The organism is Lysobacter luteus, assembly GCF_907164845.1.
Classification (GTDB): Bacteria; Pseudomonadota; Gammaproteobacteria; order Xanthomonadales; family Xanthomonadaceae; genus Novilysobacter; species Novilysobacter luteus.
Genome location: NZ_OU015430.1, coordinates 143,806 through 164,634, shown reverse-complemented (window position 1 = coordinate 164,634; position 20,829 = coordinate 143,806). Strand labels below are relative to the sequence as shown.

The window sequence follows — 20,829 nt, the reverse complement described above, 5'->3', positions numbered from 1 at the left end:
GCCCACATAGCTCCGTGATATCGGTGCGCCTGAGTTTTGGAGACGTATCTAACAACACCGCGGGTTGCGATTGCGACCGGTTTGTCGGCCGAATGGACAGGACGGCCAGCAAGAACGTTGGATTGCTGGTGCATTGTCCAAGCTCCAATTACGGCAAATGCACTAGCCAAAACTACCCAAGTTACCTTGCTCCGCGTGGTCAAACGCTTGGGTAAACGAAGCAGTCCTACACCCAACGCAACAACACAGAGTGCGATGGCAACTTGGACAGACGTTGCGGACAAGACTGCGACGAGAGCTTCCATGGGGTCTAACACCTGATTCAAGCCGCGCCGCGAAGCGGCGTCGGCTTGAACGAATCGTTATGCGGCGCTCTGCTTGTCTGCACCATGCAACAACTTCACAAAGCTAGGCATTCGAGGGTCCACGAAACGATAATAGCCCCGGCCGCACTTCTCGATGATTCCGCCTGCCTTTGCGGCAATTGCCGTCAATCTCCGTGAGATGATTGCCGCCTCTACATCTAGACCCACACGATCCTGTAACTGCTGTCTAATATCGTATGCACGAAACTCAGATCCCTTGCATTGCGCCGCACCGAGAACAATGACTTTATACTCAAGCGGCTTGTTGAAGCTATGCAAGCAGTTTGTGTAGCTATCCTTCAATGCGTTTTCTGAATCTTTCACTGATTCGATTAGCGCCGCAGTGAGGACCTCCGAGCCGATGTGCTTGTTTCCGCTAACCACGCTAGCCTCTGCACATTTGAGGCAGATCAGGTGAGTAAAGTGCGGTAGTCCGGCACTAATGTCGGTGATGCGTGTTACGACCTCTTCAGTCGGAACTTGGCCGAGCTTCTTGAAGCCGTTACGTATGATCTTCTTTATGTCATCGTCATCCATCCGCTTCAGCTGGACTTCCTTGAGGCATCTTTGCACCGAGGGATGGCCCGCGGTTAGATCAGATCCCGTGCTAGCGATTCCGACCAGCACAACTTTCAGCGGTGACTTGTTGTCGCTCAACAATTTTACGAGTTCTGCGAGTTTCTTGCGATCTTCTTTGCCAGCAACTGCATCTACCTCGTCAATCAAAAAGATGCCAGGCTTTGACTGAAGTTGCTCAGCCACCCAAGACGGAGACGAGAGACTGACCTGATGCAGCACTTTGACTGCATTCTGCCGGTGAGAATCCAGTTCTGCACCCGCCACGGGAATCTTGATGGACGCTTTTCCGCCTCGATTCGTGGTTTGTGTCATCTCTCGGTTCTGATGCTCGATCTCAAGTGCCCTTAGAACGTTTAGGACAATGGATTCGAAAGTATCGCTGGAGTCACAACGTTTCTCGATGTACTTGCCGCCGCCCATGACGCGTTGTAGGAGGACACGACAAGTTGTGATTGCGAGGGATGTCTTGCCTACGCCCCGATCGCCAAAGACGAGTACGTGTTGCCCTTCGGTATTTATTACGCTGACAAAGCGAGAGGCCTCCTCCTCTCGTCCGAAGAAATGCGAGATGTCATCCACGGGCGAATGTGGAGTAAATACCCTTCTCGCACCACTCCTGACGATCCTCGTCTCACGCCCAATTCCAAATGTCCCGTTGCTCATGCTTCCCCTAATGTCACGATGAGTGCGGCATAGCACTTGAGTTAAGCCGACTTGCGTAGTGGAGCCAAAGCCATGGCAAAATTTTTCTGCCATGGCTTTGGTGTAACGAAGCAAGTTCGGCTTGAACGAGTTGTTTGGCGGCAAGTGCACAACTGCAGCTTGCCGCCAAGGCTTACTTAGCTAGCCCGGAGGCGAGCACTCCCTTCTTACCCTCTTCCTCTGTTACTAGCTCTACGTTCGCACCGCCGACAAATACGCCCATCTTGATGTATTGCCTAATGAAATGGTTCACGCCTTCTGCAGCGATGAACTTGAACGCGTTGTCACTGAACTCTGATTCGGTCGAAACCGTGTGCTCCCCTGGCTCCACCTGCTGGTAAAAGTAGGTCTTGTTTGCGCTCTCGCCAAGGAACTCTCCGTCTAGATACAGGTTTTTCTTGAGCGCTTGGCCCGCGAAGCTATTCCTGTAGATATACACCCCAGCGTGTCCCTCTGCTGGCGCCGGAAAAGTCTTTAACGCAGCGTCCTGCCCGGCAGGCCCCATTGGGACGGAAGCGCAGCCGGACGCAAAAAGAACCGCTGCGGATACAGCAAGAATCAATCCCCTAAACATACTTTCCCCTTAGTTGTACAACGGTGGTGAAGCTAGGTTTGACGCCTAACACCTGAGTTAAGCCGAACTGCGTAGTGGAGCCTAAGGCATGGAAAGCTTTTCCTGCCATGCCTTAGGCGTAACGAAGCAGTTTCGGCTTGAACGAATTGTCAGGCTTCACCGATTCGATAATACCGGCTTGCCCCAACGTTGATGAGGTGCACTGCAATAAATACGAGCGAGACACCTACAAGAAGGCCGCATGCGTACCAACCAGCTCTAGGCCAAAAATCTTGCCGCCCGGGCTGATCGCCAACGACCAGAACACCGATGAGAATTACGGACATTAGAGCGCACACGAGGATGTTTGGCATAGCTAGTGCAATCCAAAGGGCCTCCTTTCTAGGATTCCAAGAGCTGGAAAATAGCTTACGGAGGGCTTGGAATACGAAGCCAGAGCCACAAGAGATGCCGCAAAGGTATCCGCCACCAAAAAGTACAAATATCTCGATGAATTTCACAGTGAGGCCTAACGCCTTATGTCTTTGAAGTTCCGTAGCCTAGACGTCGAGAGCCCGGTGTGCGCGCCCGATAACGCCTCGGTGTCAGCAGCACCGTAATTCAGCAGGGGCCGCACACCGGGTACTCACTTCCAAACGCCCGAACAGTTGCGCGAGAAACACTCGCACCGATAAGCGTGGGCTGGAGGTGAGGCGCTCTCGACCTTTCCTACTCTAACGGAGGTGGGCATGACTGCGGTGGGCATCGATGTCAGCAAGGCCATGTTGGACCTGGCGTTCAACGACACGACGAAGGTCTATCGCTTTCACAACACTCCGGCGGGGATCCGCCGCCTTGTCGAGTTGTTACGTGCCCGTCCCGGTGTCCGGATCGTGTTGGAGGCTACCGGCGGGTACGAGGAAGCCGTGCTCGATACCTGTGCCGAGGCCGGTCTGTGGATCGCGCGGATCAACCCGCGGCAGGCGCGGGACTTCGCCAGGGCGGCCGGACAGTTGGCCAAGACCGACAACCTGGACGCTCGCATGCTGGCGGAGATGGCGGCAGTGTTCCATGCACGGCTGCGTCGCCATGTGCCCGCGGAGCCTTGGCAGGCAGAGCTCAAGTGCTGGTTGCGGCGCCGCCGCCAGATGGTCGACAACATCCAGCGCAGCCGACAGCAGATGGCGCTGACCCTGCCGGCGATACGCCTGCTGGTGAAGAAGACGCTGGTGTCTCAGCAACGGGAGCTGGCGACTGTCGACGCGGCCTTGAAGGCGCTGTTGCAGGCGCATACGACCCCGGCGCTGAGCTCGACGAAGGGGCTGGGGCCGGTGTTCCAGACCACCGCTTTGGCCTTGCTGCCCGAGCTGGGGCTGTTGAGCCGACACCAGATCGCCAAGCTGGTCGGGGTCGCACCGCTCAACCGCGACAGCGGCAAGACCCAGGGCAAACGCCAGATCTACGGTGGCCGCTCCGAGGTGCGCGTGGCGCTGTACATGGCCACGCTGTCGGCGGTGCGCTGGGACCCGACCATGCGGGCGCACTATCAACAACTGCGTGCGCGGGGGAAGCTTGCGAAGGTCGCCTTGGTCGCGTGCATGCGCAAGCTGCTGACGATCGTCAACGCCCGCCGCCGGGACGAACTGCAGGGTATGGATGCGATCGCCTGCGCCGCCTGATGGGGGGTGAAGCTCAAGACAGTTGCTGAGTTAAGCCGAACTGCGTAGCGGAGCCAAACACATGGCAAGCTTTTTCTGCCATGTGTTTGGTGTAGCGAAGCAAGTTCGGCTTGAACGAATTGTTAGGCCGGCGGCTCACGGACGCCGGCCTGCTGAAGGAATGCTGCAAGTTGCTCAGAGTTGACCTTGCGCCCAATACCGTACAGGTACTCCCGGCCGTCTTTGGTGCGAAAGGTGAAGACCCGGTGCTCCATGCCGCCCATGCGAGTGGTGCCGACGATGGCAGATTGTACCTGCGCGAGTGGAGTGACTTCCCGGCCAACTGCGATACGGTCCGCTGCTACGAGGACACTGTTGGGGATGCGTGAGAATAGCCACATGCCCGGATAAGCGATTAGCAGCGCCGGCGTACCCGAGAACAGCGCGACCAATGCGAAGTCTCGGGAGCTGGTTGGCGGATCCGCAGCCACAAGCGCAAGCGCCAACAGCGCCGCCAGGATGATGACGAGCAAGAGCTTGTTTCCGCTTGCGGCAGAACGAGCACGAGCCTGAGCAAAGGCGAACGGCTCAGTCCAGTAGAAACGTTGGTCGCGCGACATTTTCACCAAGCAGGCCTAACGCCTGAGTTAAGCCGACTTGCGTAGCGGAGCCAACAACATGGCAAGCTCTTCCTGCCATGTTGTTGGTGTAGCGAAGCAAGTTCGGCTTGAACGAATTGTTGGTCAATAGCCTCTTGATCTAAAAACGCCTTTCAGAGGCTTTTTGACAAGTTCCGGAGTAGATAGATGGGAACTCTGCGTTTCCGTAACGGGTTGCACCCGTATAGCGATTGATATTGAAGAAAAAATCAGTTCCTTCAATCTCGACCTCCCAAGAGATGCTGGAATCTGTAATGTTCGCGGGATACTCAAGCTTTGAGTCGAGGGTGACAAGTCCGTTGGCAAAGTCAACGCCCGCAATGAAGTCTAGTCTTCTATTTTGTTTTGGCTCTATTAGCTCGCAGGACAGGCGCAACGACGGTTGAGCACTCTTTGCAGAAGGTGGCTGAGATGGATTTAGGGACGAGTTAAACAGGTTGTAAAAGGAAGCGCATTTAGATGCCTTCTTTTCGTCACTCGCAGCATCGAACTCTTGAGCGTTCTTCCACCTTGCAGCCTCCTCAAATTGTTCAATTGCTTGCCCCGGATCAAGCTTGGCCGCGATGGCAAGCCTGCCTACTGCAATTTGTTCTTTTCTTGATGCGACCCACCGCTCATAGATTGGGTCAAATCTGGAGGCATAGCCATTTACTAGTGATTCGCAAATATCCCTAGTCCCCGGTGCAACTACACTGGCTGGGTATTCGATCCCCGTGAGCTTGTCTTCCGCGTGAGCGACCGATGGCAGAAGTATAAACAACAAAGTTAAGGGCTTTAAGAGCTGCATGAGTCTTCCTCTGTTGCCTAACACCTGAGTTAAGCCGACCTGCGTAGCGGAGCCAACAGCATGGCAAGCTCTTTCTGCCATGTCGTTGGTGGAGCGAAGCGGGTTCGGCTTGAACGAACTGTTAGGCAGCATCACTCGCACCAGACCTCACAGACCTCCTTTGTCCGAAGGTTAAGGATTTCTGCGGACGCACACGCCCCGTAAGCGCTGCCCTCGATGAAGATCACGGAATCGCCCTCCTCCATGTCGAAGCAGTAGGTCTTTGCCTCGTACTTCTCGCCGTTGATGATGAAAAGCTCATCGTCGTGGGCTACCTCAATCTCATATTCTGTCGCTGCACTGACGGTGCCTGTCACTACCAGTAATGCGGAAACGGCAAGCCATCGGCTGATCTTCTTCATGATGCGTCTCCCCTCGTTGTGTGCTGCCTAACGCCAGAATTAAGCCGACCCGCGAAGCGGGTTCGGCTTGAATGAATTGTTAGGGGGCAGGCTGGTCATAGTTGACTGTGACCATGTAGTACGTCACGCCCTCATGTGTGTGAGAGTTGAACGAGCTAAACACGAACTCAGCATCCGGTTGCGTTACCGGTGCCATTTGAGCCTTGCCGCCATCAGCTGCGATTGCCTTGGCAGACTCTGCAAGCGCAACCAGACTTTCACCCGAGAGACCAGGTGTTTCCATGGGGCCGTAGAGCTTCTTTAGAGTGGTGTAAGTCTCTATCCAAACTTGCGTAGCCTTGGAAATGTCAGTGCCCTCGTACGTACGAAGAGCGATTCGCCAGAGGCGGCCATCCTTGAGGTAGAACTGGGCGTTCTGGCGCTTGCCGCCAAAATCGGCGCTGTATGTCTCAAGATCACCATTAGAGAACGCGCGATACGGGCCGTGGCTTTCGACAGCCCTGATCTCATACGCCGACATGCCGAAGGTCCATGGGCCAAAACCTCCAGCCAAGGCCGGAAAAGCTGCGAATAGCAGAAGCACAAGTGCCACGAATCTCATTCCTGCCCCCTAACACCGGAATTAAGCCGACCCACAGCGCGTGAGCCGGGAGTGGAACTGATGCCCCAGCAGCGACTATGCCTGCAAATGGGACGAAGTGGGTTCGGCTTGAATGACCTGTTAGGTGCAGCGCGACTACCAACCGAAGGTGATGGCGACGAGCAGTACAAGGGATCCACCCAAAACAAGAGTGGCGAATGCGTACGGCAGCGCTTTTGCTGCGGCCCCGGCAGCAGCACGATACTCGCCCCTATTGACCAGGGCAGCCCCTCGACAGGCGAAGCCCAGAACCCATGCGGCTCCAACACCTAACACCAGCGGTGCAGCTCCCGGCGAGCCGTCACCGTACACGGCGAAGATGGAGCTCAACCCCACCAAAGCAAGATTGGCGACCGTTATGCCGATGACTGCCCAGGTAGCGGAGGTTTTCGACATGGCGCCTAACGCCCTGAGTTAAGCCGAGCCGCGAAGCGGCTTCGGCTTGAACGAACTGTTAGCACCCACCTGCGTCACTTGCGAGCCGGGGGTGGATTTGGGGGCGGAGTAGGCTTGCTCTGCGTGGGTGGAGGATTCGTATTCGCGTTGTGACCCCGCCCTGGAGGTGGCGGGTTAGAACCTTTGCGTACAGTATCGTCGTAGCTCTTCTTATCGTTTGTCATTTCTTTGGCTCCTCATATCGCAGGAATTCAACCCACTCGACATCTTGAACATTCACAAGTATTCCGTCTAGCTGTGTCAGATCAATGGGATTACCGTCATCGTCAATCCAGCTTGGGACTTGGATATAAAATTGACCTCTTTGTGGGTCTATAGGCCATTCTTTGGGCCAGCCGTAAAGTCTCCGGCCATCCTTGAGATGGAGGATGATGTAAGTGACATGCTCGGTGAAAGCGCAAAACCACTCGGATGGGTGAGATGTGCGTGACGTAAAGCCAAACGATCTAAGCCTTCTATGGAATAAATCGTTGTTTGTGCAGTAAGCGATTAGTCCACCGAGGATGACCGCAAGAAACAGCGACCCCAGCAACTCCGATTCTTTGCTCCAAGGTGCGAATGCTAGGACGGATCCGAAACCGATCAGAGCCCATCTAAGAAGAGGGAGGAACGCCTGAATTACGAATGTAAAGATTAGTGCTTGTACGACGCGCTCAAACTGTGAGGGTTTCGCGTGAGATGTAAGACCGTAGAAGAGCCAGGCCGCTGCGAACCCGGGCAGCAGAAAGGCTAAGAGCTCAATAGCATCAGATGGCAGCTGAGTCATTTGTGGGTGCTAACACTTAGTAGACCCCAAAAACGGGGTGTATTCCGGATGGTACCCCGTCGCAGAAGCCATGGGACGCTTACAACAGCGAGCTCTCACGACAAAGTGACCCATCGCAGGTCCCGGGAAATGCCGCGTTTCAGCGGCGGTATCTCTTACCGCTGCAAATATGCCGCATAGCGCGGCCGCGACGCGGCGATGCAGTCGGGTCACTCCGCACGTCCGAGCGACACCGTCACCTCGTCCATAACCCTGGCCCCATCCTGCTCCCCTCCACCAAACGTCATTGGCCCCGCTTCCGCCGCCAGCGGCCGATAACCCCCGTCGTAATCCCAGGTGGTCACGTGCAGCCGCGCGCCCTCCAGTGATTCCGGCTGGCCGAGTGCCGTCGCCGGCAGGGTGAAGGTAATGGTGCGTGCGGCATGGTCGACGGCGATGGTCGCCCCCGGGGTGACAAGGGTGCCTTCGTCTGTGTCGCTGGCGCCCCGCGGCGTGGTCAGCACGTTGGACCAGCCGTGGGCGCGCAGCCGGCGGTGCCACTGCATGCCGTCCGGCAGGTTGGCGTGCTGTTGCGGCATGGTGCGGGTGCCATCGTCGCGGCCTGGCAACTGCAGGTACGCGGTGAACGCGGCCCGGTCGAAGCCGTTGGCTGGGTTCCAGCCCTTGCTGATGCCACGCACGGTGAGTTCGAAACGCAGGGCGCCGCCGGCGGTCCAGACGCGTACGCGTTCGATGTCGGCCGGGTGCAGGCCGCGCCAGCCGGGGTCGAGCGGGTAGACATAACGCCCGGTGGGGCCGGTGTCGTCGCCCCGCGGGTCGGCGTGGTCGGCCCGCAATGTCCAGTCGAGTGCAACGCGGAAGCCACGTGCGTCGCCGGCGGTGCCGCTGTCGGGGTCCCATGCGACGACGCGATGCGCGAGGACGGGGTCGGTCATGCCGTCGGTGCGGACCGTTGCGCGCCAGCGGCCGTCGCTGTCGGCCTGCACGTCGGTTGCGGCTTCCAGGTTGCCGTCGACCACCAGCTGGAACGCGTGGCCAGGACGGGCGGTGCCGGTCAGGTACAGGTCGCCGGTGACGGTTGGTTGCGCCGTGCCGCCGTGGCGCTGGATTGGATCGATGGTCGGCGCAGCCGGTGGTGGTGTGGTCGGCGTTGCCACCCCGGTGGCGGGCGGTTCGATGCGCCAGACCATGCCGCTGCGTGGCGGCAGCGCCAGGGTCAGCCGGCCGTCCGCGCCGACGACAAGGTCGGGCGGCGTACCGTCGATGCCGAACAGCCCGCGCAGGCGCGTGCCGGCAGGCGCGGCCACGTCGACGCGATCAAGCAGGGCGGCATGTCCGGCGCTGTTGAGCACCACCAGTGCCGACTCGCCGTCATGGTCGGTGCGCCACGCAATCGCGCCGGCGGCGGCCGGGTTGTCCGCCAGCACGGTCGGCACGCCGCGCGAGAACAGCGGGTGGTCACGACGCAGGGCGATGGCGCTTTGCAGGTAGCGGTACAGCGGCGTGGCGGTGTCGAAGTGCCCGCGCCCGCCGCTGCCCACCCCGCCGGCGAACATCGACGCACGCCGTTCGGCGAAGCCCTGCTCGGTGCCGTAATAGATGACGGGGATGCCCGGCAGGGTCAGCATCGCCAGCAGGGCCTGCTTGAGCGCCGGCACGTCGCCACCGGCCAGGAACCGGTCGACGTCGTGGTTGTCGATGAAGCTCGGCATGCGCTGCGGGTCGGCATGCAGCGCCAGCATCGACTCGATGCGGTGGCGCAGCTGCGCGGTCGGCGCGCCCCGCGCGAACACGTCGCCGAGGCTGCCGTACAGCGGGAAGTTGATCATCGACGGCAGCCCGCCGGGCGTGCGCATGTACGCGTCGAGCTTGCGCGCCTGGGTGTCGTCGAACGGCGCGTCGCTGCCGAAGCCTTCGCCGAACGCGAGGAAGTCGTCGCGCCCGGAGGCGGCGGCGACGCGCGCGATGCCCGGTGCGTCGGCGTCGGCGCTGTGCAGGAAGTCGGCGAAGAACGCCGCCGGCACGTGGAACGCGGTATCGACCCGGAACGCATCGACGCCGACCTCGCGGACCCAGTGGCCGTACGACGCGCGCAAGGCGTCGCGCACCGCCGGGTTGCGGGTGTCGAGGTCGTCGAGGCCGGCCAGCGCGAAGTCGAGCTCCTGCCGGCGGTCGGTGAAGTCGGTGATCTCCGGCGTCCAGTGATAGATGCCGGCCGCGCGCTCGTCCGGGTTGGCCGGGTCGTTGCGGTCGAACGGTGGCTGCAGCGGCGCGCGGCGCCCCTGAGGGTCGGTGCGCAGCCGGCAGTCGCGCGCGGGGTCGGCATCGCCGGTGCAGTCGAGCCAGTCGCCGGCGTGGTTCACCACCACGTCCTGCACCAGGTACATGCCCTGCCCGTGCAGCACGCGCGACAGCGCGCGGTAGTCGTCGAGCGTGCCGTAGTGCGGGTCGACCGCGCTGAAGTCGCTGGCCCAGTAACCGTGGTAACCGCCGTAGCTGGCGCCCGGGTTGAGCCACTGGCCGGCAACCGGCGGGGTGATCCACACCGCGGTCGCGCCGAGGCCCTTGATGTAATCGATCCGCCGGGTGACGCCGGCCAGGTCGCCGCCGCTGTAGCGCGACGGGTCGGACGGGTCGTACTCGCCAGCACCCTGGTCATTGTTGGCCGGGTCGCCGTCATCGAAGCGGTCGACCAGCACGAAGTAGATGACCTGGTCGCGCCAGTCCGGCGACGGCACGTGCAGTGCGCCATCGCTGGCCGAGGCGTTCGCGATGACAGCCCACATGCCCAGTGCCAGTCCCAGCACCAACCCCCGCGCACGCCTTGTCCGCTGTCCGTATCGCACCTGGCCGCCCCTGCCGCGATGCGGCCGATGAATGCGCGCCCCACTATTCCACAGCAGTGTTGCGGCACGCCGGGTGCAACACGGCCGCGCCAATGAATACGTTTGCAGCGCAATTTGTGCGGGGTTTCACACGACTACCATCGCCCTGCGCCTGGGGAACGGCCGTCGTTCCGGAGCGCGAACGAACGGCCCGGGGCGTGTAATCGCCCATGTCCGGGCACCGGCATTCCGCGTAGTGGAGGGGACACCTTGAACATGAAACGCAACCTGCTGAGCGTGGCGCTGGCCACGGCGACGCTGATGATCGCCACCGCCGCACAGGCGCAGGACGCCAGCGCGAACGCAGACCGGCAGGCCCCGCCCGAAGAGACCGCCACCCCGGCCGACGACGCCACCGAGCTGGACCGCGTCACCGTTACCGGCATCCGCCGCGGCATCGAGGACGCCATCGAAGCCAAGCGCACCTCCACCTCCATCGTCGAGTCGGTCTCGGCCGAGGACATCGGCAAGTTGCCGGACATGTCGATCGCCGACTCGCTCGCGCGCCTGCCCGGCCTCACCGCGCAGCGCTTCGGCAACCGCCCGCAGGAGATCAACATCCGCGGCTTTGCCGGCGACTTCTCCACCACGCTGCTCAACGGCCGCGAGCAGGTCAGCCTCGGCAACAACCGCGGCGTGGAGTTCGACCAGTACCCGTCGGAGCTGATGAGCCAGGTGATGGTCTACAAGACCCCCGATGCGCAGCTGGTCGGCCAGGGCCTGTCCGGCACGGTCGACCTGCGTACCGTGCGCCCGCTGTCGTTCGCCGAGCGCGTCACTGCCGTAAACCTGCGCGGTGACATGAACCGGCTGGAGGACAGCGACGAGTGGGGCAGCCGCGCCAGCATCTCCTACATCGACCAGTTCGCCGACGACACCGTCGGCATCGCGGTCGGCTATGCACGCATGGACAACCCGACCCAGGGCCGGCAGTTCGAGTCCTGGGGCTACGACAACGGCGTGCTGGGCGGTGCCAACCTGCACGCGATCGAGGGCGACAACCAGCGCGACGGCCTGATGGGCGTGCTGGAGTGGAAGCCCAGCGACCAGTACCACTCCACCCTTGACGTCTTCTACTCGCAGTTCGACAAGGAAGAGGCCAAGCGCGGCCTGCAGATGGGCCTGGTGTGGGGCAACGGTTCGACCCTGGTCGGCGGCACCACCAACGACAGCGGCACCATGACCGAAGCCCATTGGGAGAACGTCAAGCCGATCGTGGTGCGCAACGACTACAACGCGGCCGACGACGACATGTTCGCGTTCGGGTGGAACCAGGCCATCGCGATCACGCCCAACTGGACGGTCACCACCGACCTGGGCCATTCGTCGGCCAAGCGCAACGAGCGCATCCTCGAGGTGTACGCCGGCCTGCCGGACGGCGGCCGCGACACCGTCGACCTGGCCTACAACCCGAACGGCTACTTCGACTTCACCCTGGGCCAGGACTACACCAACCCGGACGGCCTGCGGATGTTCGACCCGGGTGGCTGGGGTGGCGAGCGCGCCCAGGCCGGTTACCTGAAGGACTTCGAGGTGCGCGACGCGCTGACCTCGCTGCGGATCGACCTGACCCGCACCTTCGACACCGGCTTTGTCAGCGCGCTGCACTTCGGCGCCAACCTGACCGACCGCACCAAGAGCCGCGCCTCGTCGGAGGCGACCCTGTGCATGACCGCGGCCTGCACGGAGAACGTCGAGGGCGTGATCCCGGCGCAGTACGTCACCGACACCTCGTTCGGCCACTTCGGCCTGCCCGGCGTGCTCGGGCTTGATGCGCTGGCGATGTTCAACGACGGCGTGTTCCACCTGTGGCGCAAGGACCACGCGGACATCTCCAACAAGAACTGGGAAGTCGACGAGGAGGTCTCGACGTTCTACGTGCAGGCCGACATCGATACCGACCTGGGTTCCATCCCGGTGCGCGGCAATATCGGCGCGCAGCTGGTCAGCGTCGACCAGACCTCCACCGGCGTGGCGACCTTCCAGGGCGTGGCGCTGGGCGAGGCAGCTACGCGCGGCGCGTCCAGCACCGAAGTGCTGCCGAGCCTGAACCTGTCGTTCGAGCTGCCCGCCGACCAGATGGTGCGCGTCGCCGCCGCACGGCAGATGGCGCGGCCGCGGATGGACGACCTGCGCGCCAATGCCGGTTACGGCTATGACGCGCAGCGCGGCATCCTCACCGGCGGCGGCGGCAACCCGGAACTGGAGCCGTGGCTGGCCGACGCCTACGACGTGTCCTACGAGAAGTACTTCGGCGGCAAGGGCTACGTCAGCGCCGCGTACTTCTACAAGGACCTCAAGACCTACATCTACAACCAGACCACCGAGTTCGACTACCGCCAGTTGCCGATTCCGATGGACTTCGACCCGGCGCTGCTCCCGGACAACTGGTGGCAGGGCGAGTACAGCCAGCCGATGAATGGCGAGGGCGGCACGCTCGACGGCTTCGAGCTGGCGGTGTCGGTGCCACTGGACCTGGTGTGGGCGCCGCTGGAAGGCTTCGGCGTAGTGGCCAGCTACTCCGAGACCGACAGCGAGATCGAGCCGCTCGGCCCCGGCACCACCGAGCCGTTGCCGGGCTTGTCGCGCTACGTGTCCAACATCACCGCGTACTACGAGCGCTTCGGCTTCTCCGCGCGCGTTGCCCACCGCAAGCGCTCGCGTTTCCTCGGCGAGGTGCAGGGTGCGGGTGGCGACCGCAGCAAGGTGTACTTCGACGGCGAGTCGGTGACCGACCTGCAGCTGGGCTACACCTTCCAGGACGGCCCGATGCAGGACCTGTCGCTGCTGCTGCAGGTCAATAACCTGGAGAACGAGCCCTACCGCACCATCCACGATGGCCTCAGCGAGCGCCCGCACCAGTATTTCGAGTTCGGCCGCACGTACCTGCTGGGCGTGAACTACAAGTTCTGAGGTGCGAGCGGGAAGCCGCATGTCCCGACTCGAACAGGTTCTACCCCGACTGCCCCGCCGGTTCGCCGGCGGGGCTTTCTTTTGCGAGAGCTGCGTCGGGGTGACATAGGTCGCACGCGAAACATTAAGCGCGAACTTTTCCAGGGTAGGAAATTTCCTACGCAAGGGCGCGATACCTACTGATACCTGCCGGCTCCGCAAGGAGCGACTCTGTCGCGGCCCCGGTGGCTGGCAACTACTGAAGCTGCATTGGATGCGGCGGAGTCCGGCCAGCCCCGGGGCTACATACTCGGGGAATCGCCATGGGCTACAGAGTCGAGCTTCGGATAACGGATGAGATCGGCAATGAGACCCGATGCCCCACAGACGGCCGTCGCCACAAGACGCTGGTCCACGCGTGGAGCGCAGGGATGCAAGCCGCTCGCGTTGAGGCCGTCAGGCATGGAGCGAACGTGCAGGTGCGCATCCTTGATGACTTGGACGCTGTGACGGTTACCGGCTCTGTCGACGCTCCGTTGAGTGCCTAAATCACTAAGTCACGCGACGAAGCGGTACTCGGCCGCATCGAAGAACTGCTCGACATCGCCAATACGGATCGGGCCGAGGCCGATCACAGCTGAAGCCGCTCCTACGGGGTGGGGTGCCAGGCCTCCCGGAGGCGGGCGAGGCCCTCGTCGAAGCCGACCGGCGGCACGTAACCGAAGTCGCGCCGCGCCGGGCCCATGTCGTACCAGTGCGGGGTGACCAGCTGTTCGGCGAGGAAGCGCGTCAATGGCGGCTCGCCCTTGAGCGGCAATGCACCCCACAGCGCTTCGCAGGCGGCGCCGATGGCGTAGGCGAGGCCGAACGGTACGGTCCTGTCGACCGTGGGCGCACCCACCGCGGCAAGCAGCGCGTTGATGGTCTCGCGCATGGTGCGCGGGTCGCCGTTGCTGATGAAGTAGGCGCGGCCAGCGCAGGCGGCGCCCGGCGCGAGCGCGTCGAACGCGTCGAAATGCGCCTGTGCGGCATTGTCGATATAGGTGGTATCGACCAGGTTGTGGCCGTCGCCGACCAGCCGCAGTCGGCCGGTCCGGGCACGTTCGGCCAGCCGGGGCAGGAGCTGGTTGTCGCCCGGCCCCCAGATCAGCCGCGGACGCAGGGCGACGGTGGCGAGCGCTGCATCGTTGGCCGCCAGCACTTCCTTTTCGGCGATGGTCTTGGTGGTGGCATACGGCGCCTTGAAGCCCTCGCCATACGGCACCTCGTCGGCGCCGAGGCCCTCGACCGGGTGCGTCGCGCGGTGGGTGACGCTCGGGGTGGAGGTGTACACCAGGCGGCCGATGCGATGGGTGCGGCACGCGTCCAGCACGTGCCGCGTGCCCAGCGCGTTGGCGCGGTGGTAGTCCTCGTACGGCCCCCATGCGCCAGCCTTGGCCGCATTGTGGAAGACCGCTTCGCAGCCGTCGGCGGCGGCGATGACGGCGTCGCGGTCGGCCAGGTCGCCGCGGAGCTGGGCGACGCCGATCGCCTCGAGTTCCGGGTAGTGCCCGCGGTTGAAGCTGGCGACCTCATGGCCGCGGGCGCGCAGGCCGCGGCACAAGGCTTGGCCGAGGAAGCCGCCACCGCCGGTGACCAGGATCTTCAATTGAGTGCCTCCGTGTTCGTGCAGGTTCGGTGTGAGCGGGCTTCAGGCGCGATCGAAGACCCAGTGGTGGCTCGCGATATCCGATCGCGGCTGAAGCCGCTCCTACGACGGCAGGCGCTTCTGCGCCCAGGCGGCCAGCGTCTCACGGCCGATCTTGGCGTTGTGACGGATGTCGACAGGGAATCCCGGATGCCGCAGGAAGCGATCGATGCCGGCGGTGTGCGGGTGCGCGGCGCCGATGCGGCGCAAGTCGCGCTCGATGCCGGACCACTCGCCGCGCGCTACGCCCTCGGCCAGCTCGACGCACAGCACCGGCGTCCGTGCCGCGATGGCGCCGACACCGACGAGCGCGGTCCGTCGCACCTTCGGGTGGGTGTTGAAGACCGGCTCGACCTGCTCGGTGAACAGCGTGCCGGACGCGGTCGCGACCCGGTGCGACTTGCGGCCGCAGAACCACAGCCGGCCCTCGGCGTCGAAGTAGCCCACGTCGCCCATGCGATGCACGACGCGATCACCGCCCGGGGTGTGCTCGCTGATCTTCGCCAACCGCGTCTGCGCGTCGCGGTTGAAGTAGGTGTCGGTCGCGGTCGGCCCGGCGACGGTGATCTCGCCGACTTCGCCCGCCGGCAGTTCGCGTGCGTCGTCCCAGCGCGCGATCGCCTGCTCGGTGATGGCGATGATGCGGACCTCGATGGGCGGCACCGGACGGCCGACGCAGGTACCGGCGCCGGCCTCGGTCGCCGCGCGCGTGGCCTGCAGCTCGCGGCCTTCGACCAGCGCGACCGGCAGGCATTCGGTGGCGCCGTATGGCGTCCAGAACTCTGCGTCTTCAGGCAGCAACGCACGCAGACTGGCGACCACCTCGGCCGGCACCGGCGCGCCCGCCGACATCACCCGTCGCACTGTCGGCAGGGGTGCACCGTGCCGGGCGAGCACCGCCATCAGGGCGGGCGAGCCGAACAGCTGGTCGACCCCGAACCGCGCAATCGCGTCGTGCAGGCGACGCGGGTCGGCACGGGCGGGCCGCGTCGGGTCCATGTCCGGGATCACCGACGTCAGCCCCAATGCCGGGTCGAACAGGGCGAATGGCGGGAACGTCGGCAGGTTGACCCCGCCCGGCGCGATGCCGAACGCCTCGCCGAGCATGGCCGCCTGCGCCACGAAATGACGGTGGCGGTAGACCACGCCCTTGGGCACCCCGGTCGAGCCGCTGGTGAACAGGATCGCGGCGACGTCGTCCGGCGCGGTGTCGGCCAGTTGCGGCCCCGCACCAACCCCCGCCGCCTCGACATCGGCCAGGGTGGTGTCCGCCAGCCATGCGCGGGCACCGGTGGTGACCCGCACGCTGGCCGACCGCGCCCATCCCAGCAGCCGCCGCGCGAGGTGTGCCAGCGGGATGCCGACGAACGCCTCCGGCCGCGCCTCGTCCAGGCATTGCCGCAGCGCGCGCTTGTCGATGCCCGGGTCGACCAGCACCGGCACCGCGCCGGCCTTGAAGAGCGCGAACATCAGCAGGAAGAACGCCGGTGACGGCCGCACCATCACCACCGTGCGGGTGCCGCGCACCACGCCGTGCGCGGCCAGGCCGGCGGCGATCGCATCGCTGCGCGCGTCGAGCTCGCCGTAGGTCAGGGTGACGTCGTAACGCGCCATGCCGTCGGGTCCACGCCCGCCGGGGCAACGCATCGCAATGCGGTCCGGCGACTCGGCAGCCAGCCGCGGCAGCGCGGCGGCGATGTTGCAGGGAGCGGTCATGGCGCCATTGTCGCCGCTGGCGCAGGCCGGGCGAAGCCGCGCGCGCCAACACCTGCCTGAACCGTAGGCCCCGCGGGCGATACGGATCGCCACGGGGGGCTTGCGCGCGGCCGTGGAACCCGCAAAATCGCCGCCCCGATTCCGGCGTCCTCCCGGCCGCCCGGGCCCACCGGCTTGCGCCCGTGAACCATCCCTGCCTGAGCTGCGGCGCCTGCTGCGCCCACTTCCGCGTCGGCTTCCACTGGTCGGAGACCGAACCCATGATGGGCGGCACCGTGCCGGCCGGACTGACCGCGCGGCTCGACCCGCACCGCGTCTACATGCGGGGCACCTGGTCGCCAGCGCCGCGCTGCATCGCCCTGGATGCCGAGATCGGCGTACGGGCACGCTGCACCATCCACCCCGACAAGCCGAGCGTGTGCCGCGAGGTGCTCGCGTCCTGGGAGTTCGGCGCGCACAGCCCGCAGTGCGACAAGGCCCGCATCGCCCACGGCCTGGCACCGCTCACCCCCGCCGACTGGCACGACGACGGCGACATCGCCGCCTGACCGCATCAAGCGATCGGGTGCGTGTCCAGGAACGCGCGGATGGCCGGGACGAGCACCTCGTGCCGGTCTTCCAGCACGTAATGGCCGGCATCGTCGAACGCATGCACGTCCGCCTCCGGCAGCGCGCGGCGGAACCCGTCCAGGAAGTGCCGGTCGAACACGAAGTCCTTCAACCCCCAGCCGATGAAGGCCGGGCGGTCGGCGAACCCGTGCAGTCGCCGGCCGGCCTCCGCCACCAGCGGCCACGCCGGGTCGCCCTCGCGCAGCGGGATGTCCTGCATGAAGCGCAGCGTGCTGATCGCGTTGCGCCAGCCGTTGTAAGGCGCGATGTAGCCCCGCCGCACATCCGCCGGGAGCACGCGTTCCGTCCCCAGCCACGCGGCCCCGCGGGCGAACAGGTTGAACCGCCGGATCAGCCAACCGCCGATGCGCGAGTCACGACCGAGCGACAACTGCCACGGCATCGGCTTGGCCGACGGCAGCGGAAACGCCGCCGTGTTGAGCACTACCAGCCGCCGCACCTGCGCCATGTGCGACAACGCCCAGCCGAAACCGATCATCCCGCCCCAGTCGTGCACCGCCAGCGTGACCGGGCCGGTGATGCCCAGGTGCGCAAGCAGGGCATCGAGATCGTCCACGCGCGACTGCAACGTGTAGTCGTAGCGCGGCGACGCACCGGCCGCGTCATCGGGCCGGTCGGACAGGCCCATGCCGACGTGGTCGGGCACGATGCAGCGGTAGCGGTCACTCAAGCCCGCTACCAGGTGGCGCCAATAGAAGCTCCATGACGGATTGCCGTGGAGCATCACCACGATCTCGCCGTCGCGCGGGCCCTCGTCGAGGTAGCTCATCCCGATGCCGGGGCGTACTTCGAAGCGGCGGGGAGTGAAGGTGAAATCGGGAAGAACGGAAGGAATCATCGGCTCAACGGCGGCAGGTCAAGGGGCCTATTGTCTGCCGAGAGGCGACCGAAGGCAGCTTTGGCCATCGGCGCGGCATCCGGGGCCCTGTCGGACGCCGGTTCCACGATCGCGACTTACGTCGCTCCTACGGTGGCCGGTTGGCAGCGGGGCGCGTGCGCTGCATACGTATTCACCGCGTGCGGGGCGATGCTGCGGTGCGGCTGCGCGCTAGCGTGGCGGGGTTGCTGGCCGGCGGGGAGACCGGAGCTTGGACTCGAATGCATTGCAGGTGGCGGTGTTCGTCGCGTTGACCGCGCTGGTCGCGCTGCTGACGTGGTGGCGTTGCCGGCGGGCGGTGCACAGCGCCAACGCCTCGCGTGACTACTTCCTCGCCGGCGGCACCCTGGCCTGGCCGTTCATCGCCGGGTCGCTGCTGCTGACCAACCTGAGTGCCGAACAGATCGTCGGCATGAACGGCGCGCAGATGATGCTGGTTGCGTGGTGGGAGTTCGGCGCCGCCGCCGGCCTGCTGGTGCTGGCGCACGTGCTGGTCCCGATGTACTACCGCCACGACTGCACCACAACCACCGAACTGCTGGAAAAGCGTCTCGGCGACCCGGCGCTGCGGCGGGTGGTGTCGGTGCTGTTCCTGGCCGGCTACATGTTCATCCTGCTGCCGGTGGTGCTGTACACCGGCGCGGTCTTCATGAAGTCGATGTTCGGGCTGGAGTGGTCGATTGCCACCATCGCGGCGCTGTTCGCCGCCGGTGGATTGGCCTACGCCGCGTTTGGCGGGCTGCGCGCGATTGCCATCTCCGACACCTGGAACGGCATCGGCCTGCTGGTGATGGGCGTGGCGGTGACGCTGTTCGCGCTGGCGGCGGTCGACTGGGACCTGTCGGGCGTCCCGGCCGAGCGCTGGACGCTGGTCGGCGACAGCGATTCCGACATCCCCTGGCACACGCTGCTGACCGGGATGGTGTTCATCCACATCTTCTACTGGGGCACCAACATGGTCATCGCCCAGCGCGCGTTGGCCGCGCGTTCGGTGCGCGAGGCCCAGAAGGGGATATACGCCGCCGCGGCGTTCAAGCTGGTGACGCCGCTGCTGGTGATCCTGCCGGGCGTGATCGCCTACAAGCTCTACGGCGATGTCGGCGACGTGGCGTACGGGCGGCTGGTGGCTGACGTGTTGCCGGACTGGCTGTCGGGCGCGTTCGCGGCGGTGATTGCCGGGGCGGTGCTGTCGAGCTTCAACTCCTGCCTCAACTCGGCGTCGGCGCTGTACACCTGCGACATCCACCTGGCGAAGCTGAACCCGGACGCCGACGCACGGCGGATCGGGCAGCGGGTCGCACTGGTGTTCGCGGCGGTGTCACTGGCGATGGTGCCGCTGTACCAGCATGCCGAAAGCATCATTGCCACCCTGCAGCAGCTCAACGGCCTCTACTCCATGCCGGTGCTTGCGGCCTTCATCGTCGCGGTGCTGTTCAAGCGCATCGACTCGCGCGCGGTCCGCGGCGGGCTGGTGTTCGGCGCGGCGCTGTATGCGGTATTCACCTTCGCGTGGACCCCGCTGCACTACATCCACCTGATGTTCATCACCCTGGTGGCGACGGTGTCGTTGACGTGGGTGTTGGGGCGCGTGCTGGACGGCCGAAGCGCGGTGGCGCTGGGCAAGGCGTGATCGCCCCGTTTGCTGTAGGAGCGGCTTCAGCCGCGATCGAGAAAATGCGCTGGGGCCGACGACCCGATCGCGGCTGAAGCCGCTCCGACAAGGCGGACCGAAACCGCCTGGATGTAGGAGCGACGTAAGTCGCGATCGTGGCTTCGTCGATTGCGGAATTCGGATCGCGAGTTACGTCGCTCCTACGGTGGCTGGGTGGCGCAGCATGCGCGCGCGAGCGCGGTGATGCGCTGCCAGTCTCGCGCTTCGATCGCCTCCCGGGGCACCATCCACGAGCCACCAACGGTCATCACGTTGGGCAGCGCGCGATAGCGCAAGGCCGATGTCGCGTCGATGCCACCGGTCGGGCAGAACCGGGCCTGCGGGAAGGGGCCGGCGAGGGCGTTCAATGCCGCCACGCCGCCAGCGGCCTCGGCCGGGAAGAACTTGAAGCGGCGGTGGCCATGATCGAGACCGCGCATGAGCTCGCTCGCAGTCGCAATCGCCGGGATCCACGGCATGCGCTGACCCTCCGCGGCGGTGTAGAGCGCCTGGGTGGCGCCGGGCGAGATCGCGAACGCGGCGCCGGCCGCGGCCACCGCGTCCAGGTCGGCCGGTGACAGCACGGTACCGGCACCGACAACGGCGCCGCCGACCTCCGCGGTGATCCGGGTGATCGCGGCCAGCGCGGCCGGAGTACGGAGGGTGACCTCAAGCACCGGCAGGCCGCCGTCGACGAGCGCGCGTGCGAGTGGCACGGCGTCGTCCAATCGCTCAATCGCGAGCACCGGCAATACCGGTGCGCGGGCGAGGATCGCGTCGATGGCGGCCGCGCGGTTGTCGTGGTCGATGCTGGTCATGGGGCGGCGTGCGTCCGGGTGAACCTGATCGGAGATGTTCCCGTAGGAGCGGCTTCAGCCGCGATTGTCCTGACGCCCGCAGTGGGGGTCGCGGCTGAAGCCGCTCC

General features: G+C 64.4%; 17 protein-coding genes. 4 read left to right on the top strand and 13 right to left on the bottom strand.

Going from position 1 to position 20,829, the window contains the following annotated elements; translation table 11 throughout:
- Positions 1-362 precede the first annotated feature (362 nt).
- Positions 363-1,523 carry an nSTAND1 domain-containing NTPase gene (locus KOD61_RS00810; protein WP_215219199.1) on the bottom strand — a complete coding sequence of 387 codons (1,161 nt, stop codon included), beginning with the start codon at positions 1,521-1,523 and terminating at the stop codon, positions 363-365.
- A gap of 256 nt (positions 1,524-1,779) precedes the next feature.
- Positions 1,780-2,085: a DUF2846 domain-containing protein gene (locus tag KOD61_RS00805; RefSeq protein WP_251370612.1), complete on the bottom strand. Its 306-nt coding sequence runs from the start codon at positions 2,083-2,085 to the stop codon at positions 1,780-1,782.
- 863 nt (positions 2,086-2,948) lie between these two features.
- On the opposite strand from KOD61_RS00805, the gene KOD61_RS00800 reads away from it, so the two are divergent.
- Positions 2,949-3,878, top strand: a complete 930-nt coding sequence (locus KOD61_RS00800) for an IS110 family transposase (RefSeq protein WP_215219197.1) — start codon at positions 2,949-2,951, stop codon at positions 3,876-3,878.
- A gap of 122 nt (positions 3,879-4,000) precedes the next feature.
- On the opposite strand, the gene KOD61_RS00795 is transcribed toward KOD61_RS00800, so the two are convergent.
- From KOD61_RS00795 to KOD61_RS00770, 7 genes are all read right to left on the bottom strand, one after another.
- The gene (locus KOD61_RS00795; protein ID WP_215219196.1) at positions 4,001-4,483 is read right to left on the bottom strand and encodes a hypothetical protein; all 483 of its coding nucleotides are present in this window, start codon (positions 4,481-4,483) and stop codon (positions 4,001-4,003) included.
- 133 nt (positions 4,484-4,616) lie between these two features.
- The gene (locus KOD61_RS00790) at positions 4,617-5,435 is read right to left on the bottom strand and encodes a hypothetical protein (protein WP_215219195.1); all 819 of its coding nucleotides are present in this window, start codon (positions 5,433-5,435) and stop codon (positions 4,617-4,619) included.
- On the bottom strand, positions 5,435-5,704 hold the full coding sequence (locus tag KOD61_RS00785) for a hypothetical protein (protein ID WP_215219194.1): 270 nt from the start codon (positions 5,702-5,704) through the stop codon (positions 5,435-5,437). Before KOD61_RS00785 ends, KOD61_RS00790 begins: the two co-directional genes overlap by 1 nt.
- Before the next feature lie 79 nt (positions 5,705-5,783).
- Positions 5,784-6,296: a hypothetical protein gene (locus tag KOD61_RS00780; protein WP_215219193.1), complete on the bottom strand. Its 513-nt coding sequence runs from the start codon at positions 6,294-6,296 to the stop codon at positions 5,784-5,786.
- Between the two features lie 144 nt (positions 6,297-6,440).
- The gene (locus KOD61_RS00775) at positions 6,441-6,740 is read right to left on the bottom strand and encodes a hypothetical protein (RefSeq protein ID WP_215219192.1); all 300 of its coding nucleotides are present in this window, start codon (positions 6,738-6,740) and stop codon (positions 6,441-6,443) included.
- 220 nt (positions 6,741-6,960) lie between these two features.
- Entirely contained in the window at positions 6,961-7,566 is a 606-nt protein-coding gene (locus KOD61_RS13105; protein WP_407074550.1) for a DUF6338 family protein, read from the bottom strand.
- Between the two features lie 209 nt (positions 7,567-7,775).
- A complete protein-coding gene (locus KOD61_RS00770) occupies positions 7,776-10,352 on the bottom strand; it encodes an alpha-amylase family glycosyl hydrolase (RefSeq protein WP_215219191.1) in 2,577 nt (858 codons plus the stop codon).
- Positions 10,353-10,667: 315 nt separating this feature from the next.
- On the opposite strand from KOD61_RS00770, the gene KOD61_RS00765 reads away from it, so the two are divergent.
- A complete protein-coding gene (locus KOD61_RS00765) occupies positions 10,668-13,364 on the top strand; it encodes a TonB-dependent receptor (protein ID WP_215219190.1) in 2,697 nt (898 codons plus the stop codon).
- 628 nt (positions 13,365-13,992) lie between these two features.
- Here the strand turns inward: KOD61_RS00765 and oleD are convergent.
- Both oleD and oleC read right to left on the bottom strand, forming a co-directional pair.
- Complete coding sequence (gene oleD, locus KOD61_RS00760) at positions 13,993-14,991, bottom strand: 2-alkyl-3-oxoalkanoate reductase (protein WP_215219189.1); 999 nt, start codon at positions 14,989-14,991, stop codon at positions 13,993-13,995.
- A 102-nt stretch (positions 14,992-15,093) separates the two neighbouring features.
- On the bottom strand, positions 15,094-16,746 hold the full coding sequence (gene oleC / locus KOD61_RS00755) for an olefin beta-lactone synthetase (RefSeq protein WP_215219188.1): 1,653 nt from the start codon (positions 16,744-16,746) through the stop codon (positions 15,094-15,096).
- Between the two features lie 182 nt (positions 16,747-16,928).
- Between oleC and KOD61_RS00750 the strand changes: the two genes are divergently transcribed.
- On the top strand, positions 16,929-17,294 hold the full coding sequence (locus KOD61_RS00750) for a YkgJ family cysteine cluster protein (RefSeq protein ID WP_215219187.1): 366 nt from the start codon (positions 16,929-16,931) through the stop codon (positions 17,292-17,294).
- A 5-nt stretch (positions 17,295-17,299) separates the two neighbouring features.
- Here the strand turns inward: KOD61_RS00750 and KOD61_RS00745 are convergent, their stop codons facing one another.
- On the bottom strand, positions 17,300-18,214 hold the full coding sequence (locus tag KOD61_RS00745; RefSeq protein ID WP_215219186.1) for an alpha/beta fold hydrolase: 915 nt from the start codon (positions 18,212-18,214) through the stop codon (positions 17,300-17,302).
- Between the two features lie 250 nt (positions 18,215-18,464).
- Between KOD61_RS00745 and KOD61_RS00740 the strand changes: the two genes are divergently transcribed.
- On the top strand, positions 18,465-19,883 hold the full coding sequence (locus KOD61_RS00740; protein ID WP_215219185.1) for a solute:sodium symporter family transporter: 1,419 nt from the start codon (positions 18,465-18,467) through the stop codon (positions 19,881-19,883).
- Between the two features lie 182 nt (positions 19,884-20,065).
- Here KOD61_RS00740 and eda read toward each other — a convergent pair whose 3' ends face one another.
- Positions 20,066-20,722 carry a bifunctional 4-hydroxy-2-oxoglutarate aldolase/2-dehydro-3-deoxy-phosphogluconate aldolase gene (gene eda / locus KOD61_RS00735; protein WP_215219184.1) on the bottom strand — a complete coding sequence of 219 codons (657 nt, stop codon included), beginning with the start codon at positions 20,720-20,722 and terminating at the stop codon, positions 20,066-20,068.
- Positions 20,723-20,829 lie beyond the last annotated feature (107 nt).